Below are 16,545 nucleotides of genomic sequence, written 5' to 3' on the forward strand. Positions count from 1 at the left end.
CGTTCAGTTTTCAAAGTTCGTCTGTCGCCTTAGCGACTTTAATAGATTAACAGGTTGTTTTGTTTATGTCAACCATGCTTTTTAATAAACTTTTCAGCCCCAACGAACCGTTTATAAAAGGCGTCTCGCTGGAACATTTATTAATATAACAACAAAATTCGACAAACACAAGCATTATTTTAAAAAAACTTTGTAAAGAGTTTAAATCCTCTTCGCAAAGTCTTTACCTTCTTAACATAGCGCCTACTGTAAACGCGATATTCGCTGGGCGTTCTGCTAGCCGTCTCATCAAATACGTATACCAGTCCAAACCATGTGGAACGTAGATGACGACACGATAACCTTGTCGAACTAACTCTTGTTGTCGTTTTGGTCGCATGCCTTGAAGCATTTGAAATTCAAACCGTGATGGATCAATTTGTTCCATTTGAGTAAAGTCAATGATTTGCTGAATAACTTGTTCATCATGTGTCGCGATTTGCGTGTAGTTGCCTTCTAACAAATTAATCTTCACTAATTGAAGGTACGTCTCATCGACGGTCTTTTTAGGTTGAATATAGATTTCATCGTCTCCATCGTATGCGCCTTTGACGACACGTACTGTTGCCTGAAGACGTTCTAGATCAAAACGACTGCGGTATACATTTGCCTGTAATGCAATTCCGACGTTTGGATAATGTTCATGTACGCGTTCGAATACTCGAACGATCGACTCGACCATCATCGCTTCTTCCATATTGACTGTCACACGCATGTTTTGTTGATCTGCAACTTCCGCAATACGTCTCAACTGTTGATAGGCGATATCTGGATCAATCCTTAATCCGATCGATGTCAGCTTTAAAGATACTTGTGCATCTAGATCATCTGCTTTGATTTGTCCGATGACTTTGATGCATTCGTTCGCAATCTCTTCCGCGTCCTGTTCAGTCTCGATGAATTCGCCTAAACAATCTACTGTCGCCGCTCGTCCATCTTGATTGAACTGTTTGACTGTGTCGAGTGTCTCTTCCGCGCCCTGCCCTCCGACGAACAATGTTCCACCAAGTGGTAACCCGACTTTTCTGGCTAATTGAATCAGTAACTTATTTTCAGCCAAGTACTCGAATACAGGTCCAGTAATCTGCTGTAACATCTGAATCACCCTCTCCCTTCTCCCTTACCCTCTCCCTAACAAAAAAACGTCTTTCTTCTATATAGAAGAAAGACGCAGTTTGAATTAGTGCAACCAGATGAAGTAACCGAGGAATCCAAGTGATAATACGTACATGATTGGGTGTACGTCCTTTGCTCGTCCTTTTGCGATCATCGTGACCGGGTAGAAGAGGAAACCGAATGCAATCCCTGTTGCGATTGAATACGTTAATGGCATCATGATGACGGTCAAGAAAGCCGGAACAGCGTACTCGAATTTTTTCCAATCAATCTGAAGCAGTGAAGCTGCCATCAATACACCGACGATGATCAATGCAGGCGCTGTGACCGGTGCTGTAATGATTGCAAGTAATGGTGAGAAGAATAAAGCGAGACCGAAGAACAATGCTGTGACGATTGCGGTCATCCCTGAACGACCACCTGCTGCGACCCCTGCACTGGATTCAACGTAAGAAACCGTTGTTGATGTTCCAAGAATCGAACCTGCTACTGTCGCTGTTGAGTCAGCAATTAATGCGCGACCCGCACGCGGTACTTTATTTTCTTTAATCAGACCCGCTTGGTTTGCTACTGCAACCAACGTACCTGCTGTATCGAAAAAATCAACGAAGAAGAAAGTCAGGATGACAATCATCATTTGAACCGTGAAGATTTCATCGAAGTGAAGGAATGCCTGTCCGAATGTCGGTGCGATACTCGGTGGTGCTGAAACGATTTCACCAAGACTTGTTGGGACTGGAATCAAACCGAAGATCATTCCAGCAATCGCCGTCACGATCATTCCAAAGAAGATCGCGCCTTTGACACCGCGTGTCATCAAGATCGCCGATATGACAAGACCAAATACCGCGAGAAGTGTTGTTCCTTTACTTAAATCACCGAGTGAAACGAGTGTCGCTTCATTCGCAACGACGAGACCACCTGTTTTTAAACCGATGAATGCGATGAACAATCCGATACCTGCTGCAACAGCCATTTTCAACGGTTCTGGAATTGCGTTGATGATGACCTCACGAATACCTGAAGCCGTTAATACCATGAAGACGAGACCTGAGACGAGAACACCTGAAAGTGCAGTTTGCCATGGAATACCCATTCCAATGACGACGCTGTAGGCGAAGAAAGCATTTAGTCCCATTCCTGGCGCGAGCGCAATTGGATAGTTCGCTAGTAATCCCATCGTGACGGAACCGATGATCGCAACGAGTGCGGTTGCACCGAAGACCGCTCCGGCATCCATGCCTGCTTCTGCTAATGTATTTGGGTTGACGAATAGGATGTACGCCATGGCGAAGAATGTCGTCATGCCGGCGATGAACTCTGTACGCATGTTCGTACCAAGCCCGTTGAAATCAAAGAAACGCGCAATCGCATTTTCTTTTGCTTTCGGTTGGTGTGGCTGTTTCAATTGTGTGCTCATGATTGCCTTCCTTCCAAATAAGCCGTCTCCTTGAAAACAAAAAACGACCCTTACCTAAGCGGTAAAAGCCGTTTCAATAAGCGCACGATGCTGCGTGTGCGCCGTAGTAGGAACCTTTACGGTGTTCCTGTAGAGACTTCCGGGCCCTATCCCCAGAATTATACGGCATTATTTATGTTTTTTTAGTGGTATGAAAAATAAGAACAGACACATCGTAGCATGGTCAAATTCATGGGTCAACCATAAAAACGAAATTTAACCACTTAATTTATCCGAACGTTCGGTTTTGTAAGCGCTCTTCTGTTCGGAATCTACCATGATCCATTTCGATAGTTGTAGTGTCATTGGGAATTTTCCGAGTAAAACTAATATTAGAATGGTTGCCATCCCGATCCATACCAGATGCCAACTCCCTACATTGTCATAAAACGATGCAGCTATCATCGCTTTGACGATAAAACCGTGCCCGACATAAATCGGTAATGTATGAGCACCCAGTGTTGTTCCAATTCCATGTCGTCGTGGTATCCAAGCAAAAAAAGCGCAGACTAAGAGTAGTTGCAGACCATACAAAGAAAGTCGAACCCCTGCTCCTTCTAAACCGAGTCCCATAGGAGCATAACCGGTTGTACCACTCAACAATTGAAAGTTCAAAATCTCTGGATAACGTAACAGTAAAACGATTGCGACTCCACCCATCCCTAATCCAAAAACCTTTGCGCCACCCGACGTCGGAAAGGTTAACTTGTGTCGTCGGAATGTATAGCCCAGTAAAAAGAACGGGAAAAACACGATAATCCGTGAAGCGCTGAGTGTCCAACCAATCGTTTCAGAAAAGCCGAGATAAACACTGATCACGATGCTTCCCGCGACAAAGTACCATAATGACACTTGTAGAAAGTGATTGATACAGACGATTCCCCACAACACCAACGTCCATATAAATACGGCAAACAGATACCAATAGATATAAGCTGGTTGCAGCGTCCAAAACGCATATTGTGTGAGTCCCATCCACTTTGTCGCCGCGACGAATACCGTTTGTACAAGCAGAAACAGTACAAGATAGTCTAGTGTGAGTCGAAGAAGACGAGATGCCGTCATGTGTCCTTTCGTAAAGTAACCGGAGATGAAAATAAAAGCTGGCATATGAAACAGATATATGAAATGAAACAGGTTCGTCATACCGACATCTTTTGAAATCATCGGTTCAATCAAATGACCGAATACGACGAGCGTAATCAATCCGAATTTTGCATTATCCCAATATGCATCGCGTTTGTTCATAACGAATGTCCTTACCTATCCTCTGTAGTAATAAGTTCCATCTCATAGTGTAGCAGGAGATAACAAAATAGCACCACGTTCTTTTACAGAAACGTGGTGCTGATTCATTATTATTCCCACTCAATCGTTGAAGGTGGTTTCGACGTCACATCGTACAGGACGCGGTTAACGTTTTGAACTTCGTTGACGATCCGGACCGAAATCTTCTCAAGCACGTCCCATGGGATCCGTGCCCAGTCAGATGTCATTCCGTCAATTGACGTGACGGCGCGGATTCCGACCGCATAGTCGTATGTCCGCTCATCGCCCATGACACCAACCGAACGGATTGGAGGAAGGACTGTGAAGTATTGCCAGATTTCGCGCTCGAGTCCTGCTTTTTTGATTTCATCGCGAAGAATGAAATCAGATTCGCGGACGATTTCGAGTTTCTCATCTGTGATTTCACCGAGGACACGAATTCCGAGACCTGGTCCTGGGAACGGCTGACGCCATACGATTTCATCGGAAAGACCGAGTTCTTTCCCAAGTTCACGAACTTCATCCTTGAACAACGTGTTGATCGGTTCGATCAATTCAAACTGCATGTTTTCCGGCAGTCCACCGACGTTGTGGTGTGATTTGATTGTTTGTGCCGTATCCGTACCACTCTCGATGATATCCGTATAGAGTGTACCTTGGGCAAGGAAGTCCATATCCGTCAGTTTCGCTGCTTCTTCATCAAAGACGTAGACGAACTCGTTGCCGATGATTTTACGTTTCTGCTCCGGATCCGAGATACCGCGGAGTTTGTTGAGGAAACGGTCCTGGGCATCAATCTTGATGACGTTCATGTGGAAATGATCCGCGAATGTCTTCATGACGCTTTCCGCTTCACCCTTACGCAGTAAACCGTGATCGACGAACATACATGTCAATTGATCACCGATTGCTTTGTGAATCAAGGCTGCGACGACAGACGAGTCGACACCACCTGAAAGGGCACAGAGGACTTTTTTGTCGCCGACTTGTTCTTGAATCTTCGCTACTTCGATTTCGATGAAGTTCTCCATTGACCAATCGCCTGCACATTTACAGACTTCAAAGAGGAAGTTCTTGAGCAATTCTTTTCCGAAGACCGTATGGTTTACTTCCGGGTGATACTGCACACCATACATTTTCAACTCTTCGTTCTTGATCGAAGCGATCGGACATGACACGTTCGTTCCATCGACGACGAATCCGTTTGGCACAGATGTGACGAGGTCGCTGTGGCTCATCCAGACCGTTTGTTCAAGCGGTAGGTTCGCATACATCGGTGACGGGTCTTGTAACGTCAATGTGGCTTTTCCATATTCACGATGTCCCGCACGTTCTACTGTTCCGCCGAAATGTTGTGACATGAGCTGCATGCCGTAACAGATCCCGAAGATTGGAATACCGAGGTCGAAGATTTCCGGGTCACACCGGTACGCATCCTCTGCGTAGACGCTACGTGGACCACCTGAGAAGATGATACCAGCAGGTGCGATTTCCTTTACTTCTGCTGCAGTGATTTTATGCGAATGCAATTCACTGTAGACACCAAGGTCCCGAATACGACGTGTGATCAATTGATTGTACTGTCCTCCAAAATCGAGGACGAGAATCATTTCCTGGTCCAAATGTGCTTCCAAATCTGTTCCCGCCTTTCTGATTTCATGCGTACCCTATGAAAAAAGCCCGCTCTTCGCCCATGGATAAAATGGAAAAAGAGCAGGCCGCTTCACAAAAAAATGTATACGAAGGATCTGCTCCTTCATAGTCAGGTCGTTTAAGGTGACCCGGTAGAGACTCTCGCGCCATATTCGCGAGTATATACAAAGGAGATTGCATGTGTGTGATTTACGTTGTTCCCATTGTACCTGTATCGTTTCGTAAATATCAACCCTCTACATGACGAATGATATTTTCGAAATATTCACGTTTTTTCTCAGCCGACAATGATTCTCCACCATAAACCATCCGCTCGTAAGCATCCGTCAACGGTCGCATCGCGTACGTCTCGTAGTACCCATCGACTTCGTACGCCAGTTCCGCAAGCGTCCGACCATCTTGATAATGGAATCCTTTTTTATCAAGACGTCGCAAGAGATACCGGTACATCCGTCGGAATCCTTCCGGTCGTTCAATCTGTCTCCGGAAGAAGAGAATCGCGAGTGTCCGAATGATTGGTTTTCGGAACAGGTAGAGGAACAAGAGAGCGAGTGCCGTCAGGAAGATTGGCCAAAATGGAATTGACTTCTGCTCCGTCTGTCCAGTGCTCGTCGTCTGTTCTTCATCAAGAAGATTTTCCTGTGGACGGTTCGGCGTTGTTGTCTCTGTATTGTTTTCTGTCTCACGTTGCGGATTCGTTTGTTCCGTCTCGTTGTTCGTTTCCCGATCGATCGTGTATTGTCCTACTCCATCGAAACTGACTGTCGGTTCAAGCGGTACCCAGCCTGGTCCTTCAATGTAAACTTCGACCCACGAATGGGCATTTTTATTGCGTACTGTATAACTCGTTACGGCAGCTCCGATGACGTCGGATTCGCCCCCCGTGAATCCTTTCACCCAGCGTGCGGGTAACCCAGCTGCCCGAAGTAACACAGTGGCTGACGTCGAGAAGTTATCACAGTATCCGAGTTTCGTCTCGAACAGAAACTGATCGACGTAATCCTGATTTTCTTTCGGTACAGCAACATCTTCTGTATTGTATTCAAAGTTTTCTTCTTCGAAATAATTTTCAATCGCCCGTGCTTTGTCCCATGGTGTTTTTTTGTTTTCAACGATTTGATTCGCTAAATCACGGACACGTTGCGGTAAACCTTCCGGCAGTTGTAGATACCGCTCCGTTTCATTCTCAGATAAATTGACGGGTTCATCTGTCTGGAGCTGTTCTTCCGTAAAGAGCGGGTACGAATAGTCGATTTGATAGTTTCGTTGACGATCCGCCTCGTCGAGATACGAAATTTTTTGATTCTCGAGGTCAACCAACACATTTTGTCGTTGCTGATTCACTTCGACCCTTACATTGTCACCGTTATATGGCACGAATGGTAATTCACGCGCCATTTCAAATGTTGCTGTCTCTTCGCGGGTCTTGACCTCTGTACCGAAGGTCGAGAAAAAACCACGTCCATCGATTTCAGGGTTTGACTCCGACAAGATCCAACCTTTTCCAGTATAAATATCTTTTGTTTCAACGCGCCAATAGCGGTTTCCTTCACTTTCGACTTGGAAGACTTCTCGGTCGTCCATCTGGAATGGTCCTCCAAGTTGTTCATCGTTGTTACCGTATCCGACCTTTTGAATCGCATTTGTCGGCTCTCCTTCCCCTTCAAGACCCGACGTCAAATCGTACCAACTGTCTTGCCATGTCGCATTGATGACAGGACTTTGGACAGCAACGACGATGACAGCTCCCATGATGAATAATGCGCTCAGTGGGCGTACGTAGGAAGCACGCGGTCGTTCATTGACCTCCGTCGCATACAGCAATACCAAAGACAAGATGATCGGATAAAGAATGAACGTCTCTCCCGAGTAATCCGTCCAGGTATCACAATAGGCGATGAACCCGATGACTCCAAAAGCAAGTCCGAAGACGAACCCACGATTCGGGAACGTCCGGCGCGCGAGATAAGCGATCAAGAAACTGATCAAACCAATCGACAGCGCAAAGGCTGGTCGTCCTGGTAATTCACCATTGATGACACTTCGAATATCCGAGCTGATTTCCGTAAAAATTCCCCACGGTGCGGAACCCGGTGTCAAAATCAAGTAGAACGATAATAGTAGCCCCGCGAGACTGCCAAGTAAGAAGTAACGTCGCGCGAGATGCGATAACAGTAAAGGCAGGAACAGCATCGGTAAGAAGGACCAAAGATGCTCGAATGTCGTCAGTTCGAGAAGTGGTGGCATGAAACAAGTCAAAAGGGCTGCTGCGATGGCGTTCCAGATTAATCGTCGTATCATCGCACTCCCCTCCGTTCTGGTGTATAGACATGAACGGTGGCTTCTTGATTAATCTTCGAAATCCATAGTTCATTGTTCGATTCAAGATCCGGTGTGATGAAGAGGACGTTCCCGCTCAATCGAAGCGCCTTAGACGAATACTCCCATGACTCGATGAACGTTCGCGTCCGACTCGGTTGCGCCGTCATCAGGTAATGCGTCAGTTTCGCTCCTTCAAGTGGTAACGACAATGATTGAACGGCATGCCCGACGAGATGGATCCGATAGCTCAGTCGTCGTTTGTTCAACTGATCCGTCGTTTCTGCGAGCATCGAGATGACACGTTCGAAGGCTTCACCTGCCTCCGTTCCCTCATCAAAGACGATCGTCGTCTCCCGTTCTTGCTCTCGTTCGAACGTCTTCGTCATCAACCCTTGGCGTTTCGCTGTCGCTTTCCAGTCAATCTGATTCATCCGATCCCCACTGACGTATTCCCGGACCCCGACGACGGTAAAGGACGACTGGCGAAGATCAAGTGACACCGGTGAGATTCCCCCATCGCCACGGTCTTCCTCATGGGGAAGCTGAACGGCAAGGCGCGCTGGTTCAATCGCAAGATACGTCTCGACCGGAAACATCCGCTTCCGCTTGAATAACCCGAATGGATCCGTGATTTCGACGATACAGCCTGGAATCTGATACACCCCTCGACGAATCGATGGTATCGTGTAATCGATTTGCTCCGTCTTCCGGTAATGGGCTCGGAGTGGACGTCTAATATCGAGTTTTTCTTCACTGAGTTCGTTCGGAATCACCTCCGTCACTTCGACGGCTCCTACGAGAAACGGAAAACGTCGACGAACCCGTAAGGAAACCGGGATATCGGTTCCAGCAACGAGCATCTTATTCGATACTTCGCGTGTCGCAAGTGCCTGTGTGACGGGCCAAACGAGGAAGAGAGTCCAGTAGACGGTCAAACCAGCCATGACGTAAAACAGCAAGGAAGCGACATTTCCGCCATCAACGCGCGCATATGCCCATAAGGCTGCCGTCGTCAAAAGTAATACAGCGTAACGCCAACCAATTTGCCACTTCGTCATAGAGACTCCACGTCTTGTTGGATCGGTACAGCAACCTCTTGTTTGATCTGTTCTAAAATCCGTTCCGACGATTGACCGTGATAACGCGCATCCGCTGTCAAAATCAAGCGGTGTGACAGGACTGGAATCAAGAGATGTTTAACATCATCTGGCAAAACGAAACTGCGTCCTTCCATGTACGCCCACGCTTGCGCGACTTTCATCAAGGCGATCGAAGAACGAGGACTCGCGCCGAGATAGAGTGACCCATTCGTCCGTGTCGCTTGAACGAGATGGACGATATATTTTTTGACGGGCTGTGAGACATGGACGTTCTTGACGTCTTCTTTCATCTGGAGCAATTGCTCGCGACCAATTACAGCTTCGAGTGTTTCGATTGGTTCATCCCGTTCAAAACGCGTGAGCAACTTCATTTCTTGCTGGAAATCAGGATAACCCATTTTGACTTTGACGAGGAAACGGTCGAGTTGTGCTTCTGGTAACGGATACGTGCCTTCATGTTCAATCGGGTTTTGTGTCGCCATGACGAAAAAGGGATTCGGAAGCGTATGAATCTCACCATCGACGGTGACGTTCGCTTCCGCCATTCCCTCGAGTAAGGCAGATTGAGTTTTTGGTGATGTTCGGTTGATCTCATCGGCTAAGACGATGTTTCCCATTAAAGGACCCGGTCTATATTCGAATTGGCTAGTTTTCTGATTATACATCGATACACCCGTCAAATCTGACGGAAGTAGGTCTGGCGTGAACTGAACACGTTTGAAGGTCAACCCGATCGATCGGCTGAACGCACGGACGAGCATCGTCTTCCCGACTCCCGGTACGTCTTCTAATAGAACGTGACCGCCCGCTAGTAATGCTGCCAATGATTGTGTGATGACATCTTCCTTACCGATGATGACTTTCTCTACGTTGTCGATAATCGCTTGAATCTCCTTAGTGTATGTTCGCATTGTCAGGCCCCTTGCTCTCATAGTAGTTGAATTTTCTGACTTTTTATATCATCTCATATTCCGCTACGCTTTTAAAGAAATACGAGCAGTTTCTAGCACATGAAAAAGGGGGAACGCCGTAGCGTTTCCCCCTTATTTGTTTCAGGAACGAACACATGCCGTAATCCGTTCTTGAACCGTGCAGTTGCACGTAAAACACGAATACATCCGTGTCAATGGACAACGTTCGTCAAGTCCGGTGATCCTCTTCTTTCAGAAGCGACATGCGATCGTTCCCTCTACATTGGTAATCATTCATGTGCATCACCATCCTTTCATATATTGAATATTACCGAATATGTTATAAACAAAACGTCGAATTTTAATTATTTTTTCCGATACCGCGCATAGGTCGTCGCGAGTGCGACCGCAAGGACCAGCCCTTTGATGATATTCAACGAATAGTATGGAACAGACAACATGACGAGACCATTTTCAAGAATCCCGACGAGACAAGCCCCAACGAGTGTGCCAAGCGCATTCGGCTTCCCTTGTCCTGCGAACGACGAGCCGATGAATGCGGCTGCGACCGCTGGCATCAGATAACCGGAACCGGCATTGATTTGTGACGATCCGACTTGTGACGCAAGCAAAATCCCACCGACCGCCGCAAGTAACCCAGCAATCAGATACGCGAGTGCCCGGTAGCGGTTGACACGAATTCCTGTCAGTCGTGCGGCTTCCGGATTCCCGCCGATGATATAGAGAAAACGACCGTGTCGCGTATGGCTTAAGAAGACGTGTGTCACAGCGACGACGACGAGCATGATGACGATGATCCAAGGTGCCTGGCTGATTTTCGCGAATGCCTCCGGAATCGTGCCGACTGTTGGTGTACCGTCCAAGCGCGGCATTCCGGCACTGATTGAACCACCACCGGTATACGTCATCGCGACACCTTCGACGATGAACATCGTCGCAAGCGTCGCAAACAAATCCGGAATCTTAAACCAGACGATGAGTAAGATGTTCACCAGAGCAACGCTAAGAGATAAGAGAAGTGCTAAACCAATCGAGACACCGAGCGGTAGACTGTACCAGACGAAGAACGAGACGACGAAAGAACTCGCAAGCGTCGCGGTCGACCCGACCGATAAATCAAATCCATTGACCGTCAAAGAGACCGTCAAGCCGATCGCGATAATCGTCACGATGGAGATACTTCGTAAAATATTAATTAAATTCGTCCCTTGTAGGAATGTTGGAGCCGTCGTCGCAAAAAACAGGACGAGGGCAAGGATCGCGAGGACGATCCCCCAGTCGTTCAAGAATCCGAGGACAGGACGTAAACCCTTCCCTCGGTTCGTTTGTTTTGATACTACCTCATTCATCGTTGCCCTCCTCCTGTCGCATACCACAACAAGGTTTCTTCTGATGTATCCGCCGTCTTCGTTTCATGGACGATCCGTCCATCGAACATGACGTAGATTCGGTCCGTGACGGTCAAAAGTTCATCCCATTCACTCGTCGCGTAAAGGATCCCTTTTTGTTGTTGCGCGAGTCCGTCAATCAGACGATAGATATCTTGTTTGGCTCCGACGTCGACACCTTTCGTCGGTTCGTCCAAGACGAGTACAGAAACATCGGTCAGTAACCATTTTCCGATGGCGACTTTTTGTTGATTCCCACCGGATAGTTGACCTACTTCCTGTTTCACGTCTGCCACTTTGATGCCCAGCTCCTTGACCCATTGCGATGCCTGTTCGACTTCTTTACGACGATCCATCAGCCCCCAGCGGTTGACGAAATCATGAGCTGCCGCTGCTGTCAGGTTTTCTGCGACAGAATCGGCAACAAGAATTCCTTCTTTTCGCCGTTCTTCCGGAACGAGACCGATTCCCGCTTGAATCGCAGCTTGTGGATTGCGAAGGCGATGGGCTTTTCCACCTATCCGAACCTCCCCTTCCTGAAACGGGCGATCACCGAACAATGCTTTGCATAATTCCGTTTTACCAGCACCGACAAGACCCGCGATACCAACGACTTCACCTGCTTGAACCGTCAAGGAGATATCGTGGACGTCCGCATTCGTAGCACTCTCGACGGTCAATACGTTCGTTCCATTTACCCGTGACGTTTTCGCAACAGACGTAAGCTGACGCCCGAGCATCTGCTCAACGACAGCTTCCTTCGTGATGTCTGTCAAAAGACATCGTGAGATGAGTTGACCGTCGCGCATGACTGAGATGGAGTCGCAAATCTCATATAGTTCCTGTAAACGATGCGAGATGAAGATGATCCCAAGCCCTCGTTCGGCTAAACGACGCACGACTGAAAAGAGATGGCTTGTTTCCGCCTGACTGAGAGGTGCCGTTGGTTCATCTAAAATCAAAAAACGGCGTTCTTGGACGAGGGCGCGAGCAATCAGTACGAGTTGCTTTTCAGCAAGCCGCAACTCCTCGACACGTGTCTTGACGGAAATATCCGCCTGTAATGTCGCTAACGCTTCCTTGGCACGCTGTATGTAACGGCGTTGGGATACGAAGCCAGTCATCGTTCCGTCCGTCAACAGATCGAGACAGATATTCTCAGCGACCGTCAAATACGGGACAAGTGCCACATCGACCTCTTGTTGGACGAGGTCGATTCCAATCTGTTTCGCATCACGCGGTGACGTGATGGACAACTCCTTCCCGTCGAGACGGATCGTTCCTTCGTCCGCCGTTTCCGCTCCGGATAAGACTTTCATCAACGTCGACTTACCGGCACCATTCGCACCGACAAGCGCGTGGATTTCACCGGATTTCACTTCAAACGAGACTTGTTTTAAGGCTTGCACTCCTGGAAACGCCAGTGAAATCCCAGTCATCTTCAAGTGATGATTGGTAGACGTCATTGTTTTTTATGGACGTCACGCAACCGGTCCATCCACGGTTCATTGAATTTGTCCGATGTACTCCATCCTTTGATGATCGTATCGAGATTGTACATCGTCGTATCCTGCTTCAACGCCTTCTGCTCCACAAGTTTCGCATCGAGATCAAAGCTATCCGGCGTCTTCTCGCCAGCGATTTTCTTAGCCAGTAATCGCATGTCCGTTTGTCCAATCAAGAATGGATCCACCGCACTCGTCGAGACCCAGTTACTGCCTTTTTCACGCATCAGGTTGATATCCTGATTCGAGACATCGATCGAGATTAGCGGGATTTCTTGACGTTTATTATCCTTGAGCGATTTGTAAGCCCCTTTTGCGACTTCGTCCCACGCTCCCCAAACCGCATCAATGCTTCCTTTCGGATATTTCGCGAGAATCGCATTCATCTTCGTTGCGATATCCCCTTGGACATCTTGGAAGTTTGTCGGTCCAACCGTCTCAAGCGTTTTGATCTTACCGTCTGCTTCGTACGTCTTATAGATTTCCTGACGACGATCGAGCGGGGCAAAACCTGGTCCGAACCAAAGTTTGATGACACGGACCGGCTTTTTGTCCGTCACCTTCGTCACTTCATCAAGCGATAGCTTCGCGAGTTGATGATCGTTTTGGAATGTTTCCGTCACACCTTTTAACGCCGTTCCTTTTTTCTTCGTGACCGTATCGAACGTCACGACCTTCAGCCCTTTGTCGACCGCTGGTTTAATCATGTCATAGGCGTAGTCTTCCTTACCATGCGAGATGATGAGCCCATCATAATCTTGCTGAATCGCTTGCGCGACCAGCTCCTTGAACTTGACGTCGTTACCTTCCGAAATGAACGTGCTGACTTTAAAGCCAAGCGCTTCGCCTTCACTTCGTGCGCCATCAAGGAATTGTTTCGTATGGTCGTCCGATGCTAGGTTGCGGATGACGGCGATCTTGACGTCCGATTGAACCCCTTTTGGTACATCCTTGACGACCTTCGTCGTCGTGGCTTCTCCATTCGCACAAGCCGCTAGTAACAGTGCCGGTGCTAGGACGGCGTAAGCTAGTTTTTTCATGACATATCTCCTTATCCGAGGGGTTGAAGCCCTGTTAATTGTTCAATCGTTTCTTCATTCGGTTGCGTGATGACACCAAGTTCGGTAATGATGCCCGTGATCAATGTGTGTGGTGTGACATCAAACGCCGGGTTGAAGACAGCGACGCCTCCCGGTGCTGTCGCGACACCTTGGACAGTCGTCACTTCCTGCGGATCACGTTCTTCGATTTCGATCGCGTCTCCGGAAACGAGCGAGAAGTCGAACGTCGAGAGCGGTGCTGCGACGTAAAACGGAATACCAAAAGCTTGCGCGAGCAGTGCCAATTGGAACGTCCCGATCTTATTCGCCGTATCTCCGTTTCGTGTAATGCGGTCGGCACCGACGATGATCGCATCGATCTGTTTTTCTTTCAGCGTATGGGCGACCATGTTGTCCGTAATTAACGTGACATCGATGCCGGCACGTTGCAGCTCCCATGTCGTCAATCGTGCTCCCTGCAGTAACGGTCGCGTCTCACTCGCAAAAACGGATAATTCGATGCCGCGTTCTTTTGCGATGTAGAACGGCGCAAGTGCCGTTCCATAAGCAGCGGTCGCAATCGATCCAGCATTACAAATCGTTAGGATCCGGTCGCCTGACTGGAACAATTCCAGTGCATGAATCCCGATTTGACGTGACGTCTGCGCATCCTGGTCGTATAAGGCGACCGTCCGTTTTTCCAACCGTTCGCGAATCACTTCTACCGACGTCCCGTCTTGAATGATTGGATTCAATTGATCGAGGACATTTCGCAAGTTGACGGCCGTCGGTCGTGTCGCGAGTAACGTCGCCGATGTCTCAAGCAAGGCTTGCTTGTAGACCGGTAGCTCTGCTTCAAAGCGGTACGCTTCTTGAACGAGCACGAATCCACCGAATAAGCTGATCGCAGGTGCGCCCCGGACACGTAGTTGTTTAATCGCCTCAACCGCTTGCGCGAGATCAGCAATGACTTCATAGTGCTCTTCTTGCGGTAGACGTGTCTGATCGAGAATCGTCAAGACACGATCTTCGTAACGGATACTTTGAACGAATGTAGTCATCGGCTCAGTTCCTCCGTTACGTCAAAGTTTCGTAAATCATCGAATGTCCGGCATTCTGTACGGCGTTTGATTAACGCCGCTCCTAGACGAAGAGCGTGACGTTTCCGCTCTAAGCGTTCCGTCGTTGAATCGATTGATTCTAAATCAGCGACCGGTGCAAGGCCGATCGTCCGCCGAATCAATTCGCAACCGGCAAAGCCAAGGGCATCCTGCAAGATCGTGCTCAGTACATCGTCGACGAGCCCCGATGCCCGGAATGGTTCGACGGCTTCCCGTTCCCATAATGCACGGAACGTTGAAGCAAACGTCAGCCAGAACGTATCGATATCCTTGATTCGGGCGCCACGTCGTGTAGGGTAATCCGGATATGCCGCGAAGAATAGATGCGCAATGAACTGCCCGACATCGAATCCGAATGGACCATAAAAGGCGAATTCAGGGTCGATGACTTTCGTTTCCGTCGCCGAGGCGAAGATGCTTCCTGTATGTAGATCGCCGTGCAGCAATGCATCTCCTTTCGTGATGAAGAGCGCTTCGAGTTTTGCGACTTCGCGTTTCAACTCATCGTCTGCCCATAGACGTGCCACCTCTTCTTCGAGTCCGGCTTCAATCTCGTTCGTCTCCGCGTCATGAAACGGATCCGTGAAGATTAATTTTTCCGTGATGTCGCACAAGTCTGGATTGTAGTACGTTCGGGCGACACGTTTCTTTTCAACCGGACCAAGCGCAAAGTCCGATGTATGGAATAACGTCCGAGCGAGATAAGAACCGATATGTTCCGCAAGCAACGGATACTGTTCACCTGCGAGTAAACCACTTCGAACGATCGTCAGATGTGAAAGATCTTCCATGACCGTATATGCCTCTTCATGACTAGCATGAAAAACACGTGGCACGAACGGTACGGCATGCCGTGCGAATTCACGGAGTGCGGATTGCTCGATCCACGCTCGTTCGAGCGATAACGGCCAGCTCTCCCCGACGACCTTCGCATATGGTAATGCTTGTTTTAAAATCAAGCGATGTTCGCCTTCTCGAATCCGAAAGACGAGGTTGAGGTTCCCGTCGCCAATCTCTTCTGCTTCGACGGCTCCATCGCCGATCAGTCCTAATGTCCGAACACAATCAATCGCGTCCTGTTCTGTGAATGCTTTATATGTCATCTCAGTTTCCCCCTATGTGATACACGAAAAAGCGCCTCTTTTCGTCATCGAAAAGAGGCGCAGAAAAGTCACTGCGTCCTCTTATCTCTCAGACGAAACGTCTGTTGGATGTAGCACCGTGCCCAGTGGTCGGTTGCTGCGGCGTCATCGGGCCAATTCCCTCTGCCAACTCGCGATAAGAGTCGTATGTAGTTGTCGTGTGTGATATTGATTTGAATCTTACGCAATCGACTTCCTCGCTGTCAAATCGAAATCAAGCAGAAACGGATATCATTTTTAAGTCATCTATAGAAAGAGTATTTTCAAAAAAATAAATTTTCTAAAAATAGTTTGACAAGTGGCGATTCTCATGTAAAAATTGCAATTAGATTTCACAATTTCATCCAATTCTTATCAAGAGCAGACGGAGGGACAAGCCCTACGATGTCGCAGCAACCGACCTTTTGGCACGGTGCTAATTCTTGCAGCTACTAAGCTGACAGATAAGAGTCCACGTTC

The 16,545-nt window shown here is 48.1% G+C and carries 12 protein-coding genes and 4 riboswitches; all 12 genes read right to left on the reverse strand.

The annotated features are described in order from the left end of the window. Positions 1-223: 223 nt before the first annotated feature. The 12 genes from B3M90_RS03295 to mtnK all read right to left on the reverse strand — a co-directional run bounded on the left by B3M90_RS03295 (position 224) and on the right by mtnK (position 16,047). Positions 224-1,135: a proline dehydrogenase family protein gene (locus B3M90_RS03295; RefSeq protein ID WP_290782584.1), complete on the reverse strand. Its 912-nt coding sequence runs from the start codon at positions 1,133-1,135 to the stop codon at positions 224-226. A gap of 84 nt (positions 1,136-1,219) precedes the next feature. Beyond that, positions 1,220-2,524 (reverse strand): NCS2 family permease, encoded by a 1,305-nt coding sequence (locus B3M90_RS03300; protein ID WP_414655223.1) that lies wholly within the window; start codon positions 2,522-2,524, stop codon positions 1,220-1,222. A 135-nt stretch (positions 2,525-2,659) separates the two neighbouring features. Further along, positions 2,660-2,761: riboswitch (purine riboswitch) on the reverse strand. A 69-nt stretch (positions 2,762-2,830) separates the two neighbouring features. Continuing rightward, complete coding sequence (locus tag B3M90_RS03305; RefSeq protein ID WP_290782586.1) at positions 2,831-3,862, reverse strand: acyltransferase family protein; 1,032 nt, start codon at positions 3,860-3,862, stop codon at positions 2,831-2,833. Between the two features lie 110 nt (positions 3,863-3,972). Then, positions 3,973-5,493: a glutamine-hydrolyzing GMP synthase gene (gene guaA / locus B3M90_RS03310; RefSeq protein ID WP_290782637.1), complete on the reverse strand. Its 1,521-nt coding sequence runs from the start codon at positions 5,491-5,493 to the stop codon at positions 3,973-3,975. Positions 5,494-5,622: 129 nt separating this feature from the next. Beyond that, a riboswitch (purine riboswitch) is annotated at positions 5,623-5,724 on the reverse strand. 40 nt (positions 5,725-5,764) lie between these two features. Continuing rightward, positions 5,765-7,837: a transglutaminaseTgpA domain-containing protein gene (locus B3M90_RS03315; RefSeq protein WP_290782587.1), complete on the reverse strand. Its 2,073-nt coding sequence runs from the start codon at positions 7,835-7,837 to the stop codon at positions 5,765-5,767. Beyond that, a complete protein-coding gene (locus B3M90_RS03320) occupies positions 7,834-8,916 on the reverse strand; it encodes a DUF58 domain-containing protein (protein WP_290782588.1) in 1,083 nt (360 codons plus the stop codon). Before B3M90_RS03320 ends, B3M90_RS03315 begins: the two co-directional genes overlap by 4 nt. Then, complete coding sequence (locus B3M90_RS03325) at positions 8,913-9,869, reverse strand: AAA family ATPase (RefSeq protein ID WP_290782589.1); 957 nt, start codon at positions 9,867-9,869, stop codon at positions 8,913-8,915. The genes B3M90_RS03320 and B3M90_RS03325 overlap by 4 nt, the downstream gene beginning before the upstream one ends. A 365-nt stretch (positions 9,870-10,234) precedes the next feature. Beyond that, positions 10,235-11,239: an ABC transporter permease gene (locus B3M90_RS03330; protein WP_029340729.1), complete on the reverse strand. Its 1,005-nt coding sequence runs from the start codon at positions 11,237-11,239 to the stop codon at positions 10,235-10,237. Further along, positions 11,236-12,744, reverse strand: a complete 1,509-nt coding sequence (locus tag B3M90_RS03335) for a sugar ABC transporter ATP-binding protein (protein WP_214856035.1) — start codon at positions 12,742-12,744, stop codon at positions 11,236-11,238. Before B3M90_RS03335 ends, B3M90_RS03330 begins: the two co-directional genes overlap by 4 nt. Next, positions 12,741-13,823, reverse strand: coding sequence for a sugar ABC transporter substrate-binding protein (locus B3M90_RS03340; RefSeq protein WP_029340727.1), 1,083 nt, complete (start codon positions 13,821-13,823; stop codon positions 12,741-12,743). Before B3M90_RS03340 ends, B3M90_RS03335 begins: the two co-directional genes overlap by 4 nt. 11 nt (positions 13,824-13,834) lie before the next feature. After that, the gene (gene mtnA, locus B3M90_RS03345) at positions 13,835-14,884 is read right to left on the reverse strand and encodes an S-methyl-5-thioribose-1-phosphate isomerase (RefSeq protein WP_290755750.1); all 1,050 of its coding nucleotides are present in this window, start codon (positions 14,882-14,884) and stop codon (positions 13,835-13,837) included. Next, positions 14,881-16,047 carry an S-methyl-5-thioribose kinase gene (gene mtnK, locus B3M90_RS03350; protein ID WP_290755752.1) on the reverse strand — a complete coding sequence of 389 codons (1,167 nt, stop codon included), beginning with the start codon at positions 16,045-16,047 and terminating at the stop codon, positions 14,881-14,883. The genes mtnA and mtnK overlap by 4 nt, the downstream gene beginning before the upstream one ends. Positions 16,048-16,125: 78 nt before the next feature. After that, positions 16,126-16,229, reverse strand: a riboswitch (SAM riboswitch). Between the two features lie 205 nt (positions 16,230-16,434). Next, a riboswitch (SAM riboswitch) is annotated at positions 16,435-16,536 on the forward strand. The last annotated feature ends 9 nt before the right edge of the window (positions 16,537-16,545 follow it).

Origin of the sequence: Exiguobacterium sp. UBA6309 (genome assembly GCF_002439205.1) — a bacterium.
Classification (GTDB): Bacteria; Bacillota; Bacilli; order Exiguobacteriales; family Exiguobacteriaceae; genus Exiguobacterium_A.

Bases quoted from the DNA above. Each gene is read 5' to 3' on its own strand.
- B3M90_RS03295 (WP_290782584.1), bottom strand. From the start codon at position 1,135: ATGTTACAGCAGATTACTGGACCTGTATTCGAGTACTTGGCTGAAAAT.
- B3M90_RS03305 (WP_290782586.1), bottom strand. From the start codon at position 3,862: ATGAACAAACGCGATGCATATTGGGATAATGCAAAATTCGGATTGATT.
- guaA (WP_290782637.1), bottom strand. From the start codon at position 5,493: ATGATTCTCGTCCTCGATTTTGGAGGACAGTACAATCAATTGATCACA.
- B3M90_RS03315 (WP_290782587.1), bottom strand. From the start codon at position 7,837: ATGATACGACGATTAATCTGGAACGCCATCGCAGCAGCCCTTTTGACT.
- B3M90_RS03320 (WP_290782588.1), bottom strand. From the start codon at position 8,916: ATGACGAAGTGGCAAATTGGTTGGCGTTACGCTGTATTACTTTTGACG.
- B3M90_RS03325 (WP_290782589.1), bottom strand. From the start codon at position 9,869: ATGCGAACATACACTAAGGAGATTCAAGCGATTATCGACAACGTAGAG.
- B3M90_RS03330 (WP_029340729.1), bottom strand. From the start codon at position 11,239: ATGAATGAGGTAGTATCAAAACAAACGAACCGAGGGAAGGGTTTACGT.
- B3M90_RS03335 (WP_214856035.1), bottom strand. From the start codon at position 12,744: ATGACGTCTACCAATCATCACTTGAAGATGACTGGGATTTCACTGGCG.
- B3M90_RS03340 (WP_029340727.1), bottom strand. From the start codon at position 13,823: ATGAAAAAACTAGCTTACGCCGTCCTAGCACCGGCACTGTTACTAGCG.
- mtnA (WP_290755750.1), bottom strand. From the start codon at position 14,884: ATGACTACATTCGTTCAAAGTATCCGTTACGAAGATCGTGTCTTGACG.
- mtnK (WP_290755752.1), bottom strand. From the start codon at position 16,047: ATGACATATAAAGCATTCACAGAACAGGACGCGATTGATTGTGTTCGG.